The sequence below is a fragment of the Polynucleobacter sp. genome, assembly GCF_030693775.1.
Classification (GTDB): Bacteria; Pseudomonadota; Gammaproteobacteria; order Burkholderiales; family Burkholderiaceae; genus Polynucleobacter.
The window spans coordinates 1-22,331 of record NZ_JAUXZY010000004.1; the positions used below are offsets into that span (position 1 = coordinate 1).

General features: G+C 49.8%; 24 protein-coding genes, 1 tRNA gene and 1 rRNA gene. 6 read left to right on the forward strand and 20 right to left on the reverse strand.

Translation table 11 applies throughout. The annotated features are described in order from the left end of the window. Nucleotides 1-323: ribosomal RNA gene (locus Q8M75_RS02730) — 16S ribosomal RNA — on the reverse strand; the annotation flags it as partial. 429 nt (nucleotides 324-752) lie between these two features. Between Q8M75_RS02730 and Q8M75_RS02735 the strand changes: the two genes are divergently transcribed. After that, on the forward strand, nucleotides 753-1,403 hold the full coding sequence (locus Q8M75_RS02735) for a GNAT family N-acetyltransferase (RefSeq protein WP_305485957.1): 651 nt from the start codon (nucleotides 753-755) through the stop codon (nucleotides 1,401-1,403). Nucleotides 1,404-1,454: 51 nt separating this feature from the next. Here Q8M75_RS02735 and Q8M75_RS02740 read toward each other — a convergent pair whose 3' ends face one another. Together Q8M75_RS02740 and Q8M75_RS02745 are read right to left on the reverse strand one after the other, a co-directional pair. Then, the gene (locus Q8M75_RS02740; RefSeq protein ID WP_305485959.1) at nucleotides 1,455-2,096 is read right to left on the reverse strand and encodes a BON domain-containing protein; all 642 of its coding nucleotides are present in this window, start codon (nucleotides 2,094-2,096) and stop codon (nucleotides 1,455-1,457) included. Nucleotides 2,097-2,108: 12 nt separating this feature from the next. Beyond that, nucleotides 2,109-2,711, reverse strand: coding sequence for a phosphoheptose isomerase (locus Q8M75_RS02745; RefSeq protein ID WP_305485961.1), 603 nt, complete (start codon nucleotides 2,709-2,711; stop codon nucleotides 2,109-2,111). Between the two features lie 106 nt (nucleotides 2,712-2,817). Between Q8M75_RS02745 and rsmI the strand changes: the two genes are divergently transcribed. Further along, the gene (gene rsmI, locus Q8M75_RS02750; RefSeq protein WP_305485963.1) at nucleotides 2,818-3,723 is read left to right on the forward strand and encodes a 16S rRNA (cytidine(1402)-2'-O)-methyltransferase; all 906 of its coding nucleotides are present in this window, start codon (nucleotides 2,818-2,820) and stop codon (nucleotides 3,721-3,723) included. A gap of 40 nt (nucleotides 3,724-3,763) precedes the next feature. Here the strand turns inward: rsmI and Q8M75_RS02755 are convergent, their stop codons facing one another. Continuing rightward, nucleotides 3,764-4,291, reverse strand: a complete 528-nt coding sequence (locus Q8M75_RS02755; RefSeq protein WP_305485964.1) for a cytochrome c5 family protein — start codon at nucleotides 4,289-4,291, stop codon at nucleotides 3,764-3,766. A gap of 106 nt (nucleotides 4,292-4,397) precedes the next feature. On the opposite strand from Q8M75_RS02755, the gene Q8M75_RS02760 reads away from it, so the two are divergent. From Q8M75_RS02760 to gcvH, 4 genes are all read left to right on the forward strand, one after another. Next, nucleotides 4,398-4,473: transfer RNA gene (locus Q8M75_RS02760), tRNA-Arg, on the forward strand. Between the two features lie 200 nt (nucleotides 4,474-4,673). Beyond that, entirely contained in the window at nucleotides 4,674-5,708 is a 1,035-nt protein-coding gene (locus tag Q8M75_RS02765; RefSeq protein WP_305488139.1) for a fatty acid desaturase, read from the forward strand. Nucleotides 5,709-5,744: 36 nt separating this feature from the next. After that, nucleotides 5,745-5,930: a hypothetical protein gene (locus tag Q8M75_RS02770; protein WP_305485965.1), complete on the forward strand. Its 186-nt coding sequence runs from the start codon at nucleotides 5,745-5,747 to the stop codon at nucleotides 5,928-5,930. A 111-nt stretch (nucleotides 5,931-6,041) separates the two neighbouring features. Continuing rightward, entirely contained in the window at nucleotides 6,042-6,434 is a 393-nt protein-coding gene (gene gcvH / locus Q8M75_RS02775; protein WP_305485966.1) for a glycine cleavage system protein GcvH, read from the forward strand. On the opposite strand, the gene priA is transcribed toward gcvH, so the two are convergent. The 16 genes from priA to Q8M75_RS02855 form a co-directional block, all read right to left on the reverse strand. Continuing rightward, nucleotides 6,426-8,624: a primosomal protein N' gene (gene priA / locus Q8M75_RS02780; protein ID WP_305485967.1), complete on the reverse strand. Its 2,199-nt coding sequence runs from the start codon at nucleotides 8,622-8,624 to the stop codon at nucleotides 6,426-6,428. The genes gcvH and priA overlap by 9 nt on opposite strands. A gap of 221 nt (nucleotides 8,625-8,845) precedes the next feature. After that, nucleotides 8,846-9,952, reverse strand: a complete 1,107-nt coding sequence (gene hemE, locus Q8M75_RS02785; protein WP_305485970.1) for a uroporphyrinogen decarboxylase — start codon at nucleotides 9,950-9,952, stop codon at nucleotides 8,846-8,848. Nucleotides 9,953-9,963: 11 nt separating this feature from the next. After that, on the reverse strand, nucleotides 9,964-10,380 hold the full coding sequence (locus tag Q8M75_RS02790; protein WP_305485972.1) for a F0F1 ATP synthase subunit epsilon: 417 nt from the start codon (nucleotides 10,378-10,380) through the stop codon (nucleotides 9,964-9,966). An 18-nt stretch (nucleotides 10,381-10,398) separates the two neighbouring features. Next, nucleotides 10,399-11,799, reverse strand: a complete 1,401-nt coding sequence (gene atpD, locus Q8M75_RS02795) for a F0F1 ATP synthase subunit beta (RefSeq protein WP_305485974.1) — start codon at nucleotides 11,797-11,799, stop codon at nucleotides 10,399-10,401. Between the two features lie 53 nt (nucleotides 11,800-11,852). Then, on the reverse strand, nucleotides 11,853-12,722 hold the full coding sequence (gene atpG / locus Q8M75_RS02800; RefSeq protein ID WP_305485976.1) for a F0F1 ATP synthase subunit gamma: 870 nt from the start codon (nucleotides 12,720-12,722) through the stop codon (nucleotides 11,853-11,855). Nucleotides 12,723-12,739: 17 nt separating this feature from the next. Beyond that, complete coding sequence (gene atpA / locus Q8M75_RS02805; protein ID WP_108468218.1) at nucleotides 12,740-14,281, reverse strand: F0F1 ATP synthase subunit alpha; 1,542 nt, start codon at nucleotides 14,279-14,281, stop codon at nucleotides 12,740-12,742. Between the two features lie 42 nt (nucleotides 14,282-14,323). Continuing rightward, nucleotides 14,324-14,860 carry a F0F1 ATP synthase subunit delta gene (locus Q8M75_RS02810; RefSeq protein WP_305485981.1) on the reverse strand — a complete coding sequence of 179 codons (537 nt, stop codon included), beginning with the start codon at nucleotides 14,858-14,860 and terminating at the stop codon, nucleotides 14,324-14,326. Between the two features lies 1 nt (nucleotide 14,861). Further along, the gene (locus Q8M75_RS02815) at nucleotides 14,862-15,332 is read right to left on the reverse strand and encodes a F0F1 ATP synthase subunit B (RefSeq protein WP_305485983.1); all 471 of its coding nucleotides are present in this window, start codon (nucleotides 15,330-15,332) and stop codon (nucleotides 14,862-14,864) included. A 62-nt stretch (nucleotides 15,333-15,394) separates the two neighbouring features. Then, nucleotides 15,395-15,661, reverse strand: a complete 267-nt coding sequence (atpE, locus tag Q8M75_RS02820; RefSeq protein ID WP_305485985.1) for a F0F1 ATP synthase subunit C — start codon at nucleotides 15,659-15,661, stop codon at nucleotides 15,395-15,397. A gap of 42 nt (nucleotides 15,662-15,703) precedes the next feature. Then, entirely contained in the window at nucleotides 15,704-16,570 is an 867-nt protein-coding gene (gene atpB, locus Q8M75_RS02825; protein ID WP_305485987.1) for a F0F1 ATP synthase subunit A, read from the reverse strand. Between the two features lie 36 nt (nucleotides 16,571-16,606). Next, nucleotides 16,607-17,098, reverse strand: coding sequence for an ATP synthase subunit I (locus tag Q8M75_RS02830; protein WP_305485990.1), 492 nt, complete (start codon nucleotides 17,096-17,098; stop codon nucleotides 16,607-16,609). 58 nt (nucleotides 17,099-17,156) lie between these two features. Next, nucleotides 17,157-18,041, reverse strand: a complete 885-nt coding sequence (locus Q8M75_RS02835; RefSeq protein WP_305485992.1) for a ParB/RepB/Spo0J family partition protein — start codon at nucleotides 18,039-18,041, stop codon at nucleotides 17,157-17,159. A gap of 13 nt (nucleotides 18,042-18,054) precedes the next feature. Next, complete coding sequence (locus Q8M75_RS02840) at nucleotides 18,055-18,825, reverse strand: ParA family protein (RefSeq protein WP_305485994.1); 771 nt, start codon at nucleotides 18,823-18,825, stop codon at nucleotides 18,055-18,057. Between the two features lie 15 nt (nucleotides 18,826-18,840). Beyond that, nucleotides 18,841-19,503 (reverse strand): 16S rRNA (guanine(527)-N(7))-methyltransferase RsmG, encoded by a 663-nt coding sequence (rsmG, locus tag Q8M75_RS02845; RefSeq protein ID WP_305485996.1) that lies wholly within the window; start codon nucleotides 19,501-19,503, stop codon nucleotides 18,841-18,843. Continuing rightward, the gene (gene mnmG / locus Q8M75_RS02850) at nucleotides 19,500-21,413 is read right to left on the reverse strand and encodes a tRNA uridine-5-carboxymethylaminomethyl(34) synthesis enzyme MnmG (RefSeq protein WP_305485998.1); all 1,914 of its coding nucleotides are present in this window, start codon (nucleotides 21,411-21,413) and stop codon (nucleotides 19,500-19,502) included. Before mnmG ends, rsmG begins: the two co-directional genes overlap by 4 nt. Nucleotides 21,414-21,515: 102 nt before the next feature. Then, entirely contained in the window at nucleotides 21,516-22,304 is a 789-nt protein-coding gene (locus tag Q8M75_RS02855) for a TSUP family transporter (protein ID WP_305486001.1), read from the reverse strand. Nucleotides 22,305-22,331 lie beyond the last annotated feature (27 nt).

Here is a 22,331-nt window from a genome sequence, read left to right on the forward strand (position 1 = left end):
TCTCAGTCCCAGTGTGGCTGATCGTCCTCTCAGACCAGCTACTGATCGTCGCCTTGGTGGGCTTTTACCCCACCAACAAGCTAATCAGATATCGGCCGCTCTAATCGCGCGAGGCCTTACGGTCCCCCGCTTTCCCCCTCAGGGCGTATGCGGTATTAGCGCAGCTTTCGCTGCGTTATCCCCCACGATAAGGTACGTTCCGATATATTACTCACCCGTTCGCCACTCGCCACCAGGTGCAAGCACCCGTGCTGCCGTTCGACTTGCATGTGTAAGGCATGCCGCCAGCGTTCAATCTGAGCCAGGATCAAACTCTTCAGTTTAATCACTGTGAACCTTGCGGTTCGTCGCACTCATATTAGAAATTGACTTGGTTATAAAACCAAATCTTTTTACTGACATTGAGTACTGTTTATTTACATCTGTCCCGAAGGACTGGATGCGTTCACTCAGTACCCACAATTATCGATTGACTATTTTTTAAAGAGGGCCGAAACGCTTTAAATAAAAATGTTTCAGCAGAGAGGTGAGACTATGCCATGACTGTAGGAGGCTGTCAACATCTTTCGCACTCTTTTTCCTACTATTTCCGTGTTTTTTTGCAGGTTTATAGAAATACACATATAAATCAATAAGTTAAGAATTATAGATTTTTTGCAGAATTTTTAAAATTCTTCTTTCTTCTTACGCCATACAAATAAACTAGGGAAAACCCTGATTTATCTCCAGCATTCTGCTAGAGTGATCTGATCATGAAGCCCATCTCATCTGCTCCCGCCCGCAGTACAAGGCCGGCAGCCTATCTGGCGGCCCCAGTGCGCGAACTTGACGACACCAATCGTGCAGCCGTACTGTTGCATTTTTTGGCCCTAGGCGTCGACGATCGCCACCTGCGCTTTGGTTCGCCCACTTCGGATGCGGTCATCGAGCGCTATGTGGCAAATCTGGACTTCGGCCGCGATGCCTTGTTTGGTGTTTTCAATGACGCCCTGGATCTTGTCGGAATTGCGCATCTTGCATATGTACCAACCACCAAAGAAAATCCACGCACTGCAGAGTTTGGTGTTTCTGTATTGCACGACAGCCGCCATCGCGGTCTTGGCGCAGCGCTCTTAGCCCGAGCTGCTGTTCACGCACGCAATACGCACATCGATACTTTGTTTGTGCATTGTTTAGCGAATAACAAAGCGATGATGCACCTCGCACAGAAGCTTGGTATGCGTGTCGAATTTGCTTACGGCGATGCAGATGCATTTTTAATTTTGCCGCCAGCGACCGCGCAAAGTATTTTGTATGAAGCATCGCAAGAACACATAGCCGACCTCGATTACGCACTCAAGGCGAACCTAAAACAATCCAAACAAATTTGGCGCTGGTTTTATGGCATGCACAGCCAGTTATAAAAAAAATGCCCATGCATGCATGGGCATTGAGCTTACTAAACTACATTCAGCTTAATTGTTAACGTTGGTGTTAGGCTGCGATCTATCTGCTTTACCTTCTTGCTCAAGACGCAACCTTTCCGCATTGGAGATGATGTCAAAATATACGAACACTTGTTTTACGCCACTCGTATTGCTCGCCACTTTTTTAGCGAGCTCTGCCTCTTCTTTGGTGAGGATGCCCATCAAGTAAACATTGCTTGCCTCGACCACAATATTCATGGAATTGGATGGAAGGTCGCTCGTAAAGATCATTTGTGTTTTGATGCGTGAGGCAAGGTAAGCATCATTTGCGCGCGCCGTAAATGAACTATTGGGCCCAATGACAATTTCATTAAACACAGAGCGAACGTTTTTTAAGCTCTGCACATAGGCGCCTGCGCCACCCTTGATATCAGCGTCTTTTGCTTCGCCCGTCAACAAAACTTTTTGATTAAATGATGTAACTGTAATGTGTGCATTATCACCATAGCGCTTGATGAGCTGATTGCCCGCCTCTAACTGAATACCAACATCTATGGCCTGCACTCCGGGTGATCTGCGATCAGCAAGAATGGTAGTTGTGCCGGTGACCGCGCCCACCGCCAAAATTCCGCATCCGCTAAGCAGCGCTGCTGCCATAAACCCAAGAGACCACTTCAGCATGCTCGTCATGTGATTTCCTTTTTAATCCAATAGTAGATGATCTACACCATCGCACAGGCTATGCAGCAAAACCAAATGCGTTTCTTGAATGCGCGCGGTGCGTGTAGAAGGGGCGCACAAATGGACGTCGCGCTCTCCTAAAAGTTGTGCAATTTTTCCGCCACCGTTGCCGGTAAGCGCAATGATATGCATGCCAATTTTTTTGGCGGCCTCAATGGCTGCAAGAACATTTTTTGAATTTCCTGATGTCGATATTGCCAACAAGATGTCATCTTTTTTTCCAAGGCCGCGTACCTGTTTACTAAAAATCTCATCGTAGTGATAGTCATTGGCGATTGCCGTCAAAATCGACGAATCGGTGGTGAGCGCTATCGCCGCCAGCTCTCTGCGCTCTCGCTCAAAGCGGCCGACTAATTCTGCTGCAAAATGCTGCGCGTCTGCCGCAGACCCGCCATTGCCACAAGCCAATATTTTTCCACCCGACTGCAAGCAATTAGCCATGGCTACAACGCCTTTAGCAACCTGCTCTGGTAGCAACCTTAGGGCCTCTTGTTTTACAGCAATGCTCTCTACAAAATGTGCGGATGCGCGCTCGCTTAGCCGATTCAGTGTTTTTGTATCCATAGCAATATTATGCGCCAAACAAAGGCTTTCTTATCGGCTTTATGGCGACCTGCTATGTGCCATGAATTCCTTCTGCCTGCTGGCTTTTTTCTGCATAATCAGTCTCATGGTTAATACTCGCATGCCCAATACGTGGTCGACTGATTTTCTCAATCAACAAGACTTACCAACATCGACTTTGTATATGGTCGCAACCCCCATTGGGAACCTAGGGGACATTACATTGCGCGCGCTGCATGTACTAAATGCGGTAGATGGGATTGCGTGCGAGGATACGCGCCACAGCGCACCCTTGCTCAATCACTTTGGCATTCATAAAAAATGCGTAGCCTTGCATGCCCATAATGAAGCCGCTGCATCCGACGTCCTGATTGGGGGACTGCAACAGGGTGAACGCTGGGCCTATATATCGGACGCGGGCACGCCCGGCGTCTCTGACCCAGGAGCCCGCCTTGCCTGTGCTGTTGGCTTGGCTGGCTTTCGGGTTATCCCAATACCGGGAGCGAGTGCTGTTTCTTGCGCCGTATCGGTGGGCGGTTCGGCACTGCTTCCTTCGGACGGGCAGTTTCAGTTTCTTGGCTTTTGGCCTCATAAATTACGCGATCAGGAAGAATGGCTTCTGCAAATTGAGCATTGCAATAAGGCAACGGTCTTTTTTGAATCCCCGCATCAGATTTCAAATACCCTACTAAAGCTAGCGGCCTGCCTTGACGATAGTCGGATCGTGATGGTTGGGCGGGAGCTGACCAAAAAATTTGAGCAAGTGGTGCACCTAAAACCCAGTCAGCTCTCGAACTGGTTAAGCACGACCGAAAGCCTAAAAGGCGAATTTATCGTTGTTATTTCGGCGCATGAGCAAAGCAGCAATTCACCAGCTAGTCACGCAGAGATGTTGCGCTGGGTGGCGGCGCTGAAACCCTTCTTGGGCAGTAAAGAAGTGGCGAATGTCATCGCTACTATTGCTGGTATATCGAAAAAAGAGGCCTATCAGCTGGCACTGGAGGGGAAATAAAAAAGCCGGCGATTAAGCCGGCTTTTTTATTTGTAAACGCTTATTTTGCTGCAGCCTCGGCTGGGGCAACAGCGGGCGCCTTAGGCTCTGGAAACTTACCGCCAGCGGAGGCGGTCAAATAAACCACGGACAGGCCTAGCTCATAGTCGCTAATGTCGGCAGGGTTTGCGCCGCCACGTGCTGGCATGGCGCCCTTGCCTTTAATGACTGAAGTTAAAAGCGCATCGTAGCCTTTGCCAAGCCTGCCAGACCAGTCGCCCGCATTATTGAAACGGGGTGCTCCAGCGGCGCCATTGGCATGGCAAGAGGCACACGCCGCTTTATAAACTGCGGCTCCTGTCTTCATTTCCCGAGGGGCATTGGCATCGCGAAAATCCAGCTGTGCCACCGGCTTAATCAACAGGCTGGCCGATTTAGCGGACTCTTCGGCATCCCCGCCAGTTCGTTTGCTGTTATCAACATAAACCATTAATAACAAAATCACTATTAACGGTACAAAAAAGCTAACAAACACCATGATGATGAGTTGTTTGGGCGATTTGATCAGACTGCCGTGGTCGTTGCTCATGTTGGAGTGGACTTAATGGTTGGGGGTTAAAAAATAGACTAATGCGATTATAGCGAGTGGTTTTTGATGCAGCCACTTACAATAGAGTCCAGTTTCCACATTCTTGGCGCCCGTAGCTCAGTGGATAGAGTATTGGCCTCCGAAGCCAAGGGTCGCAGGTTCGATTCCTGCCGGGCGCGCCAGCTGATTTGGGGTTTTGCTCCAGTGTATGCAGAATAATGTGAAAACCTCTATTATTCATAGGTCTAACTACTGCTAATTACTGCTAACTACTGTGTCTACACACCTAAACTCCACGCTCACTGATCCGTCGATTGTGGCGCCTTTAGCGCCAACCGAGCCCTTGCCACACCGCAAAATCATTCGGAGCTGGCTCATTCCTATGGCGGAGGGTCAGACGGGCAGGGCATTATTCCTACTGCTGATCGATGCAGCCCTTTGGCTGGGAGCGATTGCGGCCACCATTTTTGTCGAAAGCATTCTCCTCAAAATCGTATTCGGTGTAATTGCTGGTTTTGTTACAGGTCGCATTTTCATCTTGGGGCACGACGCCTGCCACCAAAGCTTTACGCCAAACCGCGAGCTCAACAAGGTTTTGGGTCGCATTGCCTTTTTGCCCTCACTAACACCCTATAGCCTTTGGGACGTTGGCCACAACGTCGTTCACCATGGACAAACCAATTTAAAAGGCTTTGATTTTGTATGGGCACCCCTTTCGAAAGCGGAGTTCGATGCCTTGCCAAGATGGCGTAAAAGCCTTGAGCGCCTTTACCGTAGCGGCTGGGGGCCGGTTTTCTATTATTTGATCGAGATTTGGTGGAGACGTGAGTACTTCCCCAATGCGCAGAATAAGCCGGGCGACCGTCCGATTTTTCTCAAAGATAATTTGCTGGTCACCGGCTTTGCAATTATTTGGATTGCGTGCCTCATCGCTGGAGCCCTCGCAACCGGCCAGTCCATTTGGATTGGCCTCTTAACTGGATTTGTGCTGCCGTTCTTGTTTTGGAACGGCATGATCGGTTTTGTTGTGTATGTGCACCATACCCATCCATCCGTCTCTTGGTATGACAAAAAGTCAGAGTGGTTGCGCGCGCAACCCTTTGTGTCGACTACTGTACACCTGACGTTTGGCTTTTACTGGGGCGCTTTAATGCACCACATCATGGAGCATACCGCCCACCACGTCGACATGAGCGTGCCCCTATATCGCCTCCAAGAGGCCCAAAATACCCTCGAAACACTGCTACCAGAGCGTATTTTCATTCAAAAATTCTCATGGAAGTGGTATTTCGATACCGCCCGCAAATGCAAGCTCTATGACTTTGAAAATAAGGCTTGGCTGGACTTTGATGGCAACAAAACAGCGGATTCAGTGCGTGTGATGTTAACCCCTGCTCCCGTAGGGCAAACAGGGTAAAATAGAGCTTTAGTAGATTAGTTGGCCAGCTTACCCATGACTACCACCGCACCTGAATCAACGCAAGATACATCCCAGAGCTTAAAGTTTTGCTCTTCTTGCAGTCGAGAAAAGCGCCTCGAAGGCGGAACCTGGATCCCAACGAGCAACCGTAAGCAACGCTGGATTTGCGCAAGCTGCCTGTACAACCGAACCCACCGCACAGGCTCAGCCAAAACCTAAGTTTTGTTTTTCCTGGTTTACTCATTGCTGCTTTCGCGTAATCTGATTAGACCCATTACACCCCATTTATAGAATGAAACCTGCACCGTTGCAATGCGGGCAACCCAATACATGACTAGCGCGAAACCCAATTACCTTTTTGCTGAGACCCATGAGTGGGCAGATCTTCAATCCGATGGCCTGGTGTGGGTGGGCATTAGCGATCACGCTCAAATCGCATTAGGTGATGTTGTGTTTCTAGAGACTCCCGCTGTTGGGGCTGTCGTCGAACAAGGACAGGCTTGCGCTGTCATTGAGTCAGTGAAGGCAGCAAGCGACATTCATGCTCCGGTATCCGGAACAGTGGTTGCAGTAAATGCATCCGCGGTTGATGCGCCTGAATCGATTAATCAAGATCCCTATGGAACTTGGCTATTTAAAATCCAAGCCGTCAGTGCTGAATCACAAACGCACGATCTTGCGCGCCTTCATCCCCTTGCGCAATACGAATCCACATTAAATTAAGTTTGGGTCGCGCTCAATTAACCAGCGCACTCGGCTAGCAGCGCTGATGCGACCCTGCGACACAGCGCGCAACACTTGATCGATCTTTGTTAATGCGTGCTGTAAATTTTTACGGCTATCGCTTTCGATTACAAGCTGCGCCCTTTCCATACTACTAACGCGTACAATCGCTTTGGGCACAGGATCATACATCCGAACTCCGTCTGGAAAATCCGACTCACTCCGAACTGTTTTTTTAATGTCCGCTAAAAACTGAATTGCGCTACTAATATTTTTTGCTTCAGCATGGATTAGTGCCTGATAACTGTATGGCGGCAATAAAGCATCTTTTCGTTCAGAGGCAATATGCCCCAAAAACCCATCCACGTCATGACCTAATACATGATGAAAAACAGGCAGATCAGGATAGCGTGTTTCAATGTAAATCTCGCCTGCGTCTTGCGCGTCTTGTCCGGCGCGGCCGGCCCGCCCTGCAACTTGTACGAGCTGTGCAAATAAACGTTCCGCTGCCCGGTAGTCCTGTGAGAACAGCCTACTGTCGGCATCGATCACAGCAACTAAGCCGATGTTTTGATAATCATGGCCTTTGGCAACCATCTGCGTACCAACAATAATATCGGCACTGCCATCGTGTATTTGTTCAAACAATCCTTCGGCATGGGCGCTTTTTTTACTCGAGTCTGCATCGATTCGGAGCACTTTTGCATCTGGCCACTGGGCTTGTATGTAATCTTCCATCTTTTGGGTGCCCTGCCCAATCGTGCTGAGCTCTGCGTTGCCGCATTCTGGACAAAAGGGTGGGACCTCTTTGATCAGTCCGCAATGGTGGCAGTTCAATACTGCCTTTTTACCCAACATGCTGGACTTATGCATCACCATATACGAGGAGCATTTGCTGCACCCCGATAACCAGCCACATGCAGAGCAACTGAGGATGGGTGCATAACCGCGTCGATTGATTAATACCAGGCTTTGTTTTTTTTGTAGCAAGTTGCGTGTAATTGCATCGCGCACCTCGGATGATATGAGCTGAGCATCACCCTGAGAGCTCGGTGCGCTTTTTTTATTCAAGCGTACGAGTTTTACTTTGGGCATCACTGAACTCTGTGCACGCACATCAAGCCTGATGCGTTCATAGCGGCCGTCTTCTGCAGCGAGCCATGTTTCTAACGACGGCGTAGCCGATGCTAACACTACCGGTATTGCTAATTGATGGGCTCGCCACACGCATAGGTCTCTCGCTGAATAGCGCGTGCCTTCTTGCTGTTTATACGATGCGTCATGCTCTTCATCCACCACGATTGCCTTCAAATGGGGTATTGCTGCTAGCGCTGCTAATCGCGTACCTAGAATAATTTGTGCCTTGCCTAGGGTGGTTTCTTGCCATGCAATGCCACGGCGTTTTTCAGTGAGCCCGCTATGCATGACTGCAATGCGCTTCTCAGGGAAAAATTCTGCGACGCGCTTTTCTAGTTGCGGTGTTAGGTTAATTTCGGGAACCAAAATCAACGCCTGATCATCATCACTTTGCAGCGCTGCTTTAATCCAGTTTAGGTAAACGGCCGTTTTTCCGGAGCCGGTTTTGCCTTGCAATAGGATGGCGCGATATCCCTGTTCGGCGTTGGCATCACCTACGAGATGATTAAGTGCTTTAGTTTGCTCTGCGTTTAACTGGTCTTTCTGGATTCCGGAAGAGGGCACGTGCACAGGGGGCTTTTGTTCGAGAGCCGTCTTTCTTTTGCCGGCCTTTTTTTCGGGCTTTAACCCCTTACCGTCGGCTTTTTCTGCAAGTGCTTGCCATTTTTTTGGTTTTTTCCAATACGCAGGAATCGATGGCAGGGTAATTTCACCTAAGGTGCTGAAGTAATACTGACTGGCAAAGTTAAGCATGCCCAAGGTGTTGGCATCCAATGGGGGCAAGGGTGCCTGTTGACTTACTTTCCTTAATTTAGAATACTCATATTCTGAGTGATTACTCACTTTTATTACTATAGCGACTGTATTGGTTCTGCCAAATGGCACCTCAACTAGCTGGCCTATTGTAGGCATGCAGCCCAATTCATCTGCGTCCCAAATGTAATCAAAGCCTTGGACCAGCGGCTTATCGAGCACCACCTGCACGTAGCAATGTCGCGATGCTTTAGTGGTATCGCTCTGCTGCTGTTCTGTGGATAAGTCTGTGGATATCATTTGTTTGCGGTGCTTTTTAGCATTTTCACCTTGAAATGCACCAAGAATGCTCTTTTTAACTTAACTACTATAAATTCAATAAAATCAATTGCTTATCTCTTAATATGGATAAAGTAATTGAAAATTAACGCCAATCCCACTGAATTAATTTTTGTACTGCCAACTGTGTATAACCCGAGGTGGGTAGGTAAGTAAACGCTTCTTTACGTCAACAATTAGGATTATTGGCGTAGCTTTTGCGACTGCTCAATAACCGCCTGGGCTAGCGCAGTGACGCTTTCGGGAGGGGTAAATTGGGAAATGCCATGGCCTAGATTAAAAACATGGCCATCGAGGGGGTGCAGTCCGGGCTTTAACGCCGGCGCACTGGCTAAATCAGCCAGCAGCTTGCCTGCTTCTTGAGCAATCTTCTCTGGACTAGAAAACAGAATTAATGGGTCGAGATTTCCTTGAATGGCGAGCGGCTTGCCGGACGCCAAGAGGGCTTTACGAGCACGGCCTAAGGAAATAGTCCAATCGAGCCCAATCGCATCTGCGCCAACCTGGGCCATGTCTTCAATCCACAGACCGCCGCCTTTGGTGAAAATGATGACCGGGATGCGTTGACCTTCATATTCTCTGGGCAACAGGGCAATTACTTTTTGCATCGCGGCCAAGGATACCTGCTGGTACCAGCCGTCTGGCAACATACCGCCCCACGTATCAAAGATCATTAGGGCTTGCGCCCCTGCCTTCACTTGCTCTGTAAGGTAGGCTGCAACTGATTGAATATTAACCTCGAGAATGCGCTCCAATAAATCGGGGCGATCAAACATCATGGTTTTAGCGTGACGAAATTCATCGGCGCTCGAGCCATCAATCATGTAGCACGCCAAAGTCCAGGGGCTTCCTGAAAAGCCAATCAAGGGCACACGTTGCTTACCCTCCTGAATTAATGCTTTACGAATTTCAGATACGGCATCAAAAACATAGGTCAACTCACCCATATCTGCAACGCGTAGTTTTTTTACATCCGCCTCGGTGCGCAGTGGGTGCTTAAAGCTAGGGCCTTCGCCAGCCGTAAATTGCAATCCAAGCCCCATCGCATCCGGGATCGTCAAAATATCAGAAAACAAAATGGCCGCATCGAGTGGATAGCGATCCAAAGGCTGAAGGGTGACCTCAGTTGCATACGCAGGAGTTTTAGCTAGGCTTAAAAAACTACCGGCCTTTGCTCGCGTCGCATTGTATTCAGGGAGATAGCGTCCAGCTTGACGCATTAGCCAAAGCGGCGTGCGATCAACCGTCTGCCCAAGACAGGCCTTAATGAATCGATCGTTTAGCAACATTTGGTGCGTGCTTATTTTTTACGACGAAAACGGGCAATTGCCGCCAACTGCGCAGCAGCCATGGCAAATTCTGACTGCGCCAAGGCCAAATCGAAATCACTGCTGCGATTTTGCATAGCCTCTTCGGCGCGTTGTTTTGACTCGAGCGCTTTTGCCTCGTCTAAGTCATGACCACGAATGGCAGTATCGGCAAGCACTGTGACGTGATCGGGCTGCACTTCTAAGTAGCCGCCCGCAACGAATACAAACTCTTCATCGCCATCGGCTTTTTCAATGCGCACGGAACCAGGGCGAATGCGCGTGATTAGGGGAGTGTGCCCACGCAAAATGCCGAGCTCGCCATTTTCTCCAGGAAGAGCAACGAACTTCGCTTCTCCACTGAAGATGGATTGCTCAGCACTAACAACATCGACGCGAATGGTTGACATGGTTTCCTTGGTATCTGATTAAAGCTTCTTGGCTTTCTCAATGGCCTCATCAATTGAGCCCACCATGTAGAACGCCTGCTCTGGCAGATGATCTAACTCACCGCTTACAATCATCTTAAAGCCACGAATAGTTTCTTTTAGCGGAACGTATTTTCCTGGTGATCCAGTAAATACTTCAGCTACGTGGAAAGGCTGCGACAAGAAACGCTGAATCTTACGGGCACGGGCTACAGCCAACTTATCGTCTGGCGACAATTCGTCCATACCCAAAATCGCAATAATGTCACGCAACTCTTTATAACGCTGCAGCGTCATTTGCACACTACGTGCTACTTCATAGTGCTCTTGACCAACTACTTGTGGATCAAGCTGACGGCTGGTGGAGTCGAGTGGATCAACCGCTGGATAAATACCCAAAGCAGCAATGTCACGCGATAACACAACGGTGGAATCCAAATGCAAGAAGGTCGTTGCTGGGGATGGATCAGTTAAGTCATCGGCAGGAACGTAAACAGCTTGAATCGATGTGACAGAACCTGTCTTGGTCGATGTAATACGCTCTTGCAATTTACCCATTTCTTCAGCAAGCGTTGGCTGATAGCCCACCGCGGAAGGCATACGGCCGAGAAGCGCCGACACCTCAGTACCTGCGAGGGTGTAGCGATAAATGTTGTCAACGAAGAAGAGAATGTCACGGCCTTCATCACGGAAGGCTTCAGCCATGGTGAGGCCGGTTAAAGCAACGCGCAAACGGTTACCAGGAGGCTCATTCATCTGACCGAATACCATTGCCACTTTATCGACAACGTTGGATTCCTTCATTTCATGATAGAAGTCGTTACCTTCACGGGTACGCTCACCAACACCAGCAAACACCGATAAACCTGAGTGCTGCTTTGCAATGTTGTTAATCAATTCCATCATGTTTACGGTCTTACCCACACCCGCACCACCGAAGAGACCAACCTTACCGCCCTTAGCAAATGGGCAAACTAAATCGATCACCTTAATGCCGGTTTCTAACAAATCAACCGATGGGGATAATTCATCGAACTTAGGTGCTGGCTGGTGAATAGCGCGACGCTCTTCCGTTGCAATTGGGCCTGCATCGTCAATTGGACGGCCTAAAACGTCCATAATGCGGCCGAGCGTTGCTGGGCCAACAGGAACCGAAATCGCTTTGCCTGTGGAGGCCACTTCCATGCCACGACGCAGACCATCGCTTGCGCCCATGGCAATTGCGCGAACGACGCCATCACCAATTTGTTGCTGAACTTCAAAGGTCAAGCCTTTTTCAACAAATGACTTTTCGCCGCTCTCGACCAAGGTCAAGGCATCATAAATGTTTGGCATGCTGTCACGTGGGAACTGGATGTCCACCACTGGACCAATACACTGCACGATATTTCCGTTACTCATCGCATCTCTCCGATTCATTCCTAAATTCTGTCGTATTTCTAAATGCAGTCAGCTTAAACCGCTGCCGCTCCACCAACAATCTCTGAAAGCTCTTTTGTAATCGCGGCCTGACGGGTTTTGTTATATTCCAATTGCAACTCGCCAATGACATTCTTCGCATTGTCAGATGCTGCTTTCATGGAAACCATCCGCGCAGATTGCTCTGAGGCCATGTTTTCTGCCACTGCCTGATAAATCAAAGCCTCAACATAGCGCTTTAACAGGCCATCCAAAATTGACTCGGCGTCGGGCTCATATATGTAATCCCATGATGTGCCCTTACCCTCACCAGCTGTAATCGCATTGGGCGCTAGCGGCAAAATCTTTTCGAGTACAGGCTCTTGTTTCATTGCATTCACAAAGCGCGTATACGCCAGGTAAACCTCATCCACTTCGCCGCGCTCAAAGGCCTCAAGTTGTGCGGTAATCGCACCAATCAAGGTATCCATATGCGGCGTATCGCCCAATTGAATGGTCTGTGACAACAGCTTTGCTTTTGAGCGATTTAAAAATTGCAGGCCTTTTGATCCAATGGCTGTAAATTCAATGCTCAGTTTCTTTTCTTGCATTTCACGTACTTGGTTTGCAATCAAACGCAATACGTTGGTATTGAGACCGCCGCAAAGCCCTTTGTCCGTGCTAACCAAAATAGTGCCCACCTTTTTAACCTCGCGTACCACCATGTATGCAGGGCGGTACTCGGGATTCGCTTTAGCTAGGTTTGCAACAATTTCCCTAATTTTTTCAGAGTAGGGGCGCGCATTACGCATACGCTCCTGGGCACGCCGCATCTTCGATGCGGCGACCATTTCCATTGCCTTTGTGATCTTGCGCGTGTTTTGAACGCTCTTGATCTTAGACCGTATCTCTTTTGTGCTTGCCATGATGTATGCGCGTCCTCTTAGAAGGAGGCTGAGCGCTTGTAATCCTCAATTGCGGCACGTAAAGCAGCTTCATCATCTTTGCTCAAATCTTTGGTTTCTTCAATGCGACCTACTAAGTCGGCGTATTTTGATTTCAGATGATCTTGCAAGCCTTTTTCAAATGCCAATACATGCTTTACTTCGAGATCGTCAAAGTAGCCGTTATTCATGGCATACAGTGAAGCAGCCATTTCCCAAACTTGCAAAGGCTTGTACTGGGCTTGTTTGCAAAGCTCGGTTACGCGCTTACCGCGCTCGAGCTGTTTGCGTGTTGCATCATCAAGATCCGATGCAAACTGCGCAAACGCAGCGAGTTCACGGTATTGCGCCAAGTCGGTACGAATACCGCCAGATAGCTTTTTAATTACTTTAGTTTGTGCGGCACCACCCACGCGGGATACCGAAATACCGGCGTTAATCGCTGGACGTACGCCGGCGTTAAAGAGGTCGGTCTCCAAGAAGATCTGGCCGTCAGTAATCGAAATCACGTTGGTTGGAACGAAGGCAGAAACGTCGCCCGCCTGGGTTTCAATAATAGGCAGAGCGGTTAATGAACCAGTCTTTCCTTTAACAGCGCCGTTGGTAAATTTCTCAACATAATCTGCGTTCACACGAGCAGCGCGCTCTAACAAACGGGAGTGGAGATAGAACACGTCGCCAGGGTATGCTTCGCGACCTGGTGGACGACGTAGCAACAAGGAAATCTGACGATAGGCAACCGCTTGTTTGGTTAAATCGTCATACACAATCAAGGCATCTTCACCGCGATCGCGGAAGTATTCACCCATGGTGCAACCAGCATACGCGGAGAGGTATTGCATTGCGGCGGACTCCGACGCACTAGCAGCAACTACTACGGTGTATTCCATTGCGCCGAGTTCGGTTAGCTTGCGCACGACGTTTGCAATAGTGGATGCTTTTTGACCAATCGCAACATAGACGCAATAAACGCCTTTGCCTTTTTGGTTAATGATGGCATCGACAGCAACGGCAGTCTTACCAGTCTGACGGTCGCCAATGATGAGCTCGCGCTGACCACGGCCAATCGGAACCATGGCATCAATCGCCTTTAAACCGGTTTGTACTGGCTGACTAACGGATTGACGGGCGATAACGCCGGGAGCTACTTTTTCAATAAAGTCGGTTAACTTTGCGTTGACTGGGCCTTTTCCATCGATCGGCTGACCCAGGGCGTTTACTACGCGGCCAAGGAGCTCTGGACCAACTGGAACTTCCAAGATGCGTCCTGTGCACTTGACTGGATCGCCTTCTTTAATGTGGGTGTACTCACCGAGCACCACCGCACCAACGGAATCGCGCTCTAAGTTCAGCGCAAGGCCGATGGTATTGCCAGGGAACTCCAACATTTCCCCTTGCATCACACCAGACAAACCGTATACGCGGCAAATACCGTCGGTTACTGAAATAACGGTGCCTTGGTTGCGCAGTTGGGAATCAACTCCCATCTCGCTAATTCGGCTCTTGATCAGTTCGCTGATCTCGGAAGGGTTCAGTTGCATCAATTACTCCTGGATATTATTTCGTATGTTCTTAGTAAAAGGTTATGCGCTTAGGCTTGCTTGCATTGTGGCCAACTGGGCCTTAACTGTGCTGTCCAATACCTCATCGCCAACTTGAACGCGGACGCCGCCAATTAAGCTGGGGTCAACTTCAATCGTTGGGCGCAATTCCTTACCGCCAAACCGCTTTTTCAAACTTGCCAACAAACTGCTCAGTGCATCGCCTTCAAGTGGAAATGCACTGGTAATGAGCACTTCGGCAGCGCCTTCACTTTGATTTTTCAATAACTCAAATTGAGCTGCGATTTCAGGCATTGCGGCCAAGCGATGGTTTTGATTCACTAAACGCAAAAAAGCATTCACTTTGTTGTCTAGCTTCGTCTTCACCATGCCGCTCAGTAATTTGCTGAGATCGTCTGCGGAAATTTTGGGATTATTAGCCAACACTGCCACATCGGGCATGGCCGACAACTGCGCGAGTTCAGTTAACTGAACCAAAGAAGAGCCTAGTTCTGCAGGCTTAACGCTTGAGAAAAGGGCTTCCGCGTAAGGGCGTGCAATGGTTGCTAAATCAGCCATATTAGAGCTCTGCCTTGAGTTGATCTAACAATGCTGCATGTGCCTTTGGATCGACTTCGCGACGCAAAATTTGCTCGGCGCCGCGTACGGCTAAAGTCGCCACTTCAATGCGTAAGGCATCGCGAGCACGCGACACTTGCTGCTCTGCGTCTTGTTTCGCTTGCGCAATAATGCGCGCTGCTTCGGCTTGGGCATTGCTACGAATCTCGTCCGCAGTTAATTGTGCGCGCTTTTCTGCTTCGGCGACACGCTGTCCGCCTTCTTGGCGAGCGCGTGTGAGCTCTTGTTCAGCGAGCTTGGATGCGGATGCAAGATCAGCCTTACCACGCTCGGCTGCGGCTAGGCCTTCTGCAACTTTGGTAGCGCGCTCGTCTAAAGCCTTTACTAATGGCGGCCACACAAAACGTGCGACAACCCACCATAAGATAAAAAAGACGATCATTTGCGCGAATAGGGTCGCGTTCAGATTCACGGTATTCCTTTCAGTATTGTTAAGAGCATGCGGACAACACAGCGTTGCCCGCGTCAGAACAATTACTTAATAACGGCTAACAATGGGTTTGCAAATGCAAACAACATCGCAACACCAACGCCGATCAAGAAGGCTGCGTCGATCAAACCAGCCAACAAGAACATTTTGGTTTGGAGTGGCTCCATTAATTCTGGCTGACGTGCGCATGCTTCAATGTACTTGCCGCCCATGAGCGCAATACCTAAGCAGGCACCAATCGCGCCCAGGCCAATGATGATACCGATGGCGATTGCAGTGAAACCTTGGATGTTTGAGAGAAATTCTTGCATGATGACTCCTGAAGTTAAAAGGGGAAAGTTAAAAATGAAATCTTAGTGATGGCTATGCGCCTGACCGATGTAGACCAAGGTCAACATCATGAAAATGAATGCTTGCAACAAAATAACCAAAATATGAAAGATGGCCCAAGCAGAACCTGCGATCACATGCCCGACCAAGCCGAACATGCTGATATCTAGACTAAACGTCCAAATACTACCGAGCAGGGCGATTAATAAAAACACCAATTCGCCTGCATACATATTGCCGAAAAGTCGCATGCCTAAGGAAACACCTTTAGCAACGTATTCGATTAAATTAAGAACTAGATTAAATGGCGCCAAATACCACTTAGCACCAAATGGGGCTGTTAACAACTCATGCACAAAACCGCCCAAGCCCTTTACTTTAAAGCTGTAAAAAAATACGAGCAACAAGACCGACATGGACAGGCCCATGGTTGCATTGAGATCGGTGGTTGGAACCAGCTTGTGGTGTGGCACGTGAATGCCAAAGCTTTCGATGAAATGATTCACGCCAACAACCCAGTCGACCGGAACTAAATCGAGGGCATTGAGCAAAATAATCCAGCAAAAAACAAATAGGGCGAGCGGCGCAATGTACGAGCGGTCGCCATGCACAATGCTTTTCGATTGGGTTTCGACCATTTCAACCAACAACTCAACCATGGCTTGAAAGCGGCCCGGAACTCCGGGGGTTGCTCTGCGTGCTGCCAACAACAAGAAGGCAACCACGATCAAACCCATCAAGGTGGTCCAGAAAATGGTATCGAAATGGATGACGCTGAAATCAATAATGGCTTCTTGTTTGCCGCCAATATTGTTCAAGTTTTGAAGATGCTCCGCAATGTACGCGGTGGGTGTCAACGGCTCGGTAGCTGGATTTGCTGCGCTGGACATCGTTTATATAACCTTTACATTCAACATAACCGCCAGTTATTTCCAAAACCAAGCCAGCCATACGCATTTCAACGTAGCTAGATAGGTCAGCAATAGTGGCACCCATTTCACTTCGGGGTAGGTGTACGCAACCCCGATAAAGAGCAGAACGGTTAAGGTGATCTTTATAAACTCGCCCGAAACCAATGCTGCCAAAAACTTGCCTGGATTTAATTGGTGCAACCGTTTGGCCATCTCCAGTCGCAACACAAACAGCGCAGAAGGCAAGAAACCGATCAAACCACCCCAAAAGGCGGAGTAAGTATAAACGCTAATATGTCCGTCGTCCAAAAAAAATACACAAACTGCCATGCTCAAGATTGTTAAAGCCAGCTGGCTCGCTACCACCTTCCAAGGCGATACAAATGCATTGCTGACGATGCCGGCCTTTACGAGGGCCTGCATTTCGCCTTTGCTGTAGAGCCTGTGGGGCTCCTCTGGCTCGAGCCAGGGATCTTCAGGCTCGTATTGATTGGACTGGCGGGTCACGCTGGCAGTCGCAGTTGAGCACTATCAGAGCTCTGAATTAGCTGCATGGGCACCCCGCTTACGCTTCGATGCCCAGCTTCTTAAAGAGCGCATCAAGCTCATCTGCGCGGCTAAAGCGGATACGCAGCTCTCCGCCCTTGCCTTTCAACTTAAATTCGGCATTTAAGCCGATCAAATCAGCAATTTCGCGCGATAAGCGCTGTAGGTCAGGATCTGCGGCGGGCGAGTCAGCGCCTTTTTTGGACGGCTTTGCGCCCATTTGCCCACCAGCGCGTGCCAGCATGACTGAGAGCCGTTCGGCTTCCCGCACTGAAAGTCCTTGAGCCATGATTTTTTGTGCCAAAGCAACCTGGCTCGCGCCCGGCAGAGGGAGGAGGGCGCGGGCATGGCCCATGTCTATGTCGCCTGCCAACAGCATTGCCTGAACTGGCTTTGCTAATTGAATCAGGCGCAATAAGTTACTGACGGCGCTCCTTGACTTACCAACCGATTTTGCTGCCTGTTCGTGTGTAAACCCAAATTCTTCAATCAGGCGCGCCAGACCCTGCGACTCCTCTAGGGGGTTTAAGTCCTCACGCTGCATGTTTTCAATCAGGGCCATTGCCGCGGCGCCCTTGTCGTCTGCCAGGGATACCAGCACCGGAACCTCGGTCAGTCCAGCCAGGGTGGCGGCCCTAAAACGGCGCTCGCCCGCAATAATTTCGTATTTGCCTGCCGCAATGGCGCGCACCAAGAGAGGTTGCATGACGCCTTGCTCGCGGATACTTTCAGCTAGCTCCTGAAGTGGGCCTGCATCCATTTTTTGGCGTGGTTGGTATTTGCCAGCCTGCAACGCGCTTAAGGGGAGGCGGGATACCGCCGCCCCGTTCTCGGCCGGCTTTTGCTTTTCACCCAAGAGGGCCTCAAGGCCGCGGCCAAGGCCTTTTTTCTTCATTGTGCTCATGGTATTTGATCAATCACATTTGTTGAATTCGTTGAATCATTTCTGCACCAAAATCCAAGTAGGCCTTAGCGCCGCGCGATGATTTGTCAAAAGACACCCCCGGCAAACCATACGAGGGCGCCTCTGCCAAGCGAACGTTGCGCGGAATGATTGTTTTAAATACTTTGTCGCCAAAGTGCTCTAGCAATTGCTCTGAAACCTGTTGCTGCAAAGTCATGCGCGGATCAAACATCACCCGCAACAAACCAATAATCATGAGATCCGGATTGAGGTTTGCGTGCACCTGCTTGATCGTGTTTACCAAATCCGATAAGCCCTCTAGGGCAAAGTACTCGCACTGCATCGGCACAATCACGCCATTGGCTGCGCATAGGCCATTGAGCGTCAGCAAGGAGAGTGCAGGCGGGCAATCAATCAAGATAAAGTCATACTCGGCGCCTACCAAAGCCAATGCAGCCTTGAGGCGTAGCTCGCGCTCATCCAGATCAACCAACTCAATTTCTGCGCCCGCTAAGTCCCGGTTTGCTGGCAAGACATCATAGCCAGCGCTTTCGCAGCGCTTTACACAGGCCGCTACCGTTGCCTGACCAATCAATACTTGATACACGCTCATATCAAGCTCTGCTTTTTCAACTCCGGAACCCATGGTTGCATTGCCCTGTGGATCCAAATCAATCAGCAGCACCCGCTGCTGATGGCCCGCTAGGCCGGCGGCTAAATTCACGGCGGTCGTGGTTTTTCCAACGCCGCCTTTTTGATTTGCAATACAGAATATTTTGGCCATGGTTTTTATGTGCTCTTAATGTGTAATTTTCGCATGGGGCGTAAAGACCAAAAGTCGCCGCTCTGCTGTGCTGTTAGGTATAACTACAAAGCGGTCTGCTAAAAGCTGCCAGCGCTCGGCCGATACGGCCAAGAGCTCCTCGTCTGCTCGCTTTGCCTTCATAGCAAAAACCAAGCCGCCCGGCTTCAAGAACGGTTCTGCCAAATCTAAAAAGCGGTCTAGGCTTGTAAATGCTCTGGATATAACCGCATCGTACTTGCCTGGCTCTTGGCTGGCGACATGCTCCACGCGATCACTGTAAATCGATGCATTACCAAGACCGAGCTTGCCTTTTACGTTTTGCAAAAAGGCTGTTTTTTTGCGAACCGCCTCAATTAAGCTAATGCTCCAGTTGGGCTGCGCAATAGCAATCGGAATTGCCGGCAAGCCGCCGCCGGACCCAAGGTCTGCAATCTGTATTGGTGTGGAGGGTAAAAATTCACGCATTATTGGTAAAATTGCAATAGAATCAATAAGATGCAAATCGATACTAGCCTGCTCACCCTCAACCGAGGTTAGGTTGTGCACCCTGTTCCAGCGCTCTAACTCTTGCAAGAACGCATTTAAATCGGCTACCTGCTGCTGCGATAAGGTCAGACCAAGTTCAGCAACCCCAAGCGCGAGTGCTGACCCGCTCACACCGACTCCTGGGATTTGCCAATGCCCCGCTTTAAGTGCACCAACAACAATGAAATAGCGGCAGGCGTGACCCCCGATATGCGCGCAGCTTGACCCAAGGTTTCTGGTTTTTGCGCGGCCAGTTTCTGCTGAACCTCTTTTGATAGCCCCCGAACCAGGCCGTAATCTAAATAATCGGGCAGTGGATAGCCCTCATTAAACTCTTGGCGGGCGATTTCTAGCGCCTGGCGATCAATGTAGCCGGCATATTTAATTGAAATCTCAACCTGATCTTGAATTTGCTGATTTAAATTTGGGTCAGCATCGAGCGTAGGCGCAGCTCCATCAACCGCCTCGGAAAGCGATGCATACGTAATCGTGGGGCGCTTCAAAATGTCGGCCAAACTGGCCTCATGGGATAGCTCTTGCCCCAAAAGCGTGGCCAAGGATTGGGCGGCGGCATGTTTTGGGCTTACCCAAGACTCCTTCAAGCGCGTTGTTTCACGTGAAACAGCCTCTCTTTTTTTGCAAAAGAAGGTCCAGCGCGCGTCATCCACCAAACCAAGGGTTCTTCCAATCTCGGTTAGGCGTAGGTCTGCGTTGTCTTCTCTGAGGCTAAGCCTATACTCGGCTCGGCTTGTAAACATGCGATAGGGCTCTTGAACGCCCCGAGTAATCAGGTCGTCTACTAAAACCCCAATATAGGATTCGCTGCGCTTAGGCAGCCAGGGCGGGCAGCCTTTAGCGGCAAGCCCTGCATTCATACCGGCAAGCAGCCCTTGGGCTGCAGCCTCTTCATAACCGGTTGTGCCATTAATTTGGCCAGCAAAATAAAGTCCGTCGATGGCCTTGGTTTCTAAGCTGTGCCGTAATTGGCGTGGGTCAAAAAAATCGTACTCAATGGCGTAGCCGGGGCGCACGATATTGGCGTTCTCAAGCCCCCGAATACTACGCACCAAATCCCACTGCACATCAAAGGGAAGGCTGGTTGAAATTCCGTTGGGGTAAAACTCGTTGGTTGTTAGGCCCTCGGGCTCTAAAAAAATTTGATGGCTATTTTTAGAGGCAAAGCGATGAATTTTGTCTTCAATGGAAGGGCAGTAGCGCGGCCCAACACCCTCAATAACGCCGGTATACATGGGTGAACGGTCTAGGCCGCCACGAATAATGTCGTGGGTCGCTTCATTGGTATGGGTAATCCAGCACGGCACCTGTCTTGGATGTTGCTCGGGTCGCCCCAGATAAGAAAAACAGGGGACCGGGTCAAGATCCCCCGGTTGCTCTAGCATCACCGAAAAATCAATGCTTCTGCCATCAATTCTAGGGGGGGTGCCCGTTTTAAGTCGTCCCTGCGGCAAAGCAAGGTCCTTTAGTCGGGCTGACAGAGTGAGTGCCGCTGGATCACCAGCACGACCGCCCGAATGACTGTTAAGCCCTACATGTATCTTGCCATCTAAAAATGTGCCGGCCGTCAGCACAACCTGGCCAGCCGAAAACTCAAGGCCCGATTGGGTACGAACCCCTACTACGGCATTGCCCACAACCAGGAGGTCGTCCACAGCAGCCTGAAATAAGCTCAAGTTGGCTTGATTTTCGAGCCTGTGGCGTATTGCCGCCTTATAGAGAATACGGTCGCCTTGGGCGCGCGTTGCCCGAACGGCAGGGCCTTTGCTGCTATTTAATATACGAAACTGAATGCCGGCCTCATCGGTTGCCGCAGCCATTGCGCCGCCTAGCGCATCGATTTCTTTAACTAAGTGGCCTTTGCCAATGCCGCCAATCGAGGGGTTGCAGCTCATTGCCCCCAAAGTCTCAATGCTGTGGGTGAGTAGCAGGGTGTCGCAGCCCATGCGTGCAGAAGCTAACGCCGCCTCAGTGCCAGCATGCCCGCCGCCAATCACAATTACATCGAATTTTTTAGAGTACCGCATGGTTTGCCTCAATAAGGGCAATGATCATATCATTTTGCCTTGTTTCACGTGAAACAAGAACATACTGGTCTGTAAGAATAAAATCCTAACACTATGATTTAATTAGGAAAAATAGGCGTCCCAGGCGGTCTTTAAGATTAAGGCGGAAACAAGAACGAGGAAGGCTTTCCGCACAAAGCCACTTCCATGCTTGATTGCAAGACGGCTGCCAAAGTGACTACCAGCGATGTTTGCAATCATCAGCGCAAAACCAAGGGCCCAACTAATTTTGCCCAAGCCACCCAACATAATGATCGCCGCCAAGTTTGTTGCCACATTAACTAGCTTTGTGGCTGCAGACGCATGCAAAAAATCGAAGTGAAAAAAACGAACAAAACCAAACAGCAGAAAGCTTCCTGTGCCCGGCCCAAAAAATCCGTCGTAGAGGCCCAACACTAAGCCCAAAACAACCCCCTTCAGCTGTAACAAGCGGCTGTGAGCCTGTGGCTGATGGTTTTGACCAAGCGCTGGTTGAAGAATCGTATAGATCAGGAGAAAAAATAATAAAAAAGGAAGGGCCTTGCGCAGCGGCTCTGCGGGAAATGTACTGACTAAATTGGCCCCAAGAAGCGCACCAACGAAACCAGCAATAATCGCGGGAACAATCAATGCCCAAGGCAAGCGAACGTAGCGCAGGTATTTGCGAGCCGCGTTGATCGTGCCGCCAATAGCAGACACCTTGCCAGTGCCCAAAAGGTTGGCTGGCGGAACTTCGGGGTAAGCAGCAAAAAGAGCGGGAACTTGAATTAGGCCTCCACCGCCCGCTACCGCATCAACTAGGCCAGCAAAAAAAGAGGCTGCCAACAATAGGGGCCACAAGTACAAAGAAAATTCAATGGCCGTTTCAAGCAAGGCAAGCACCTGCCAACCTAATCAATC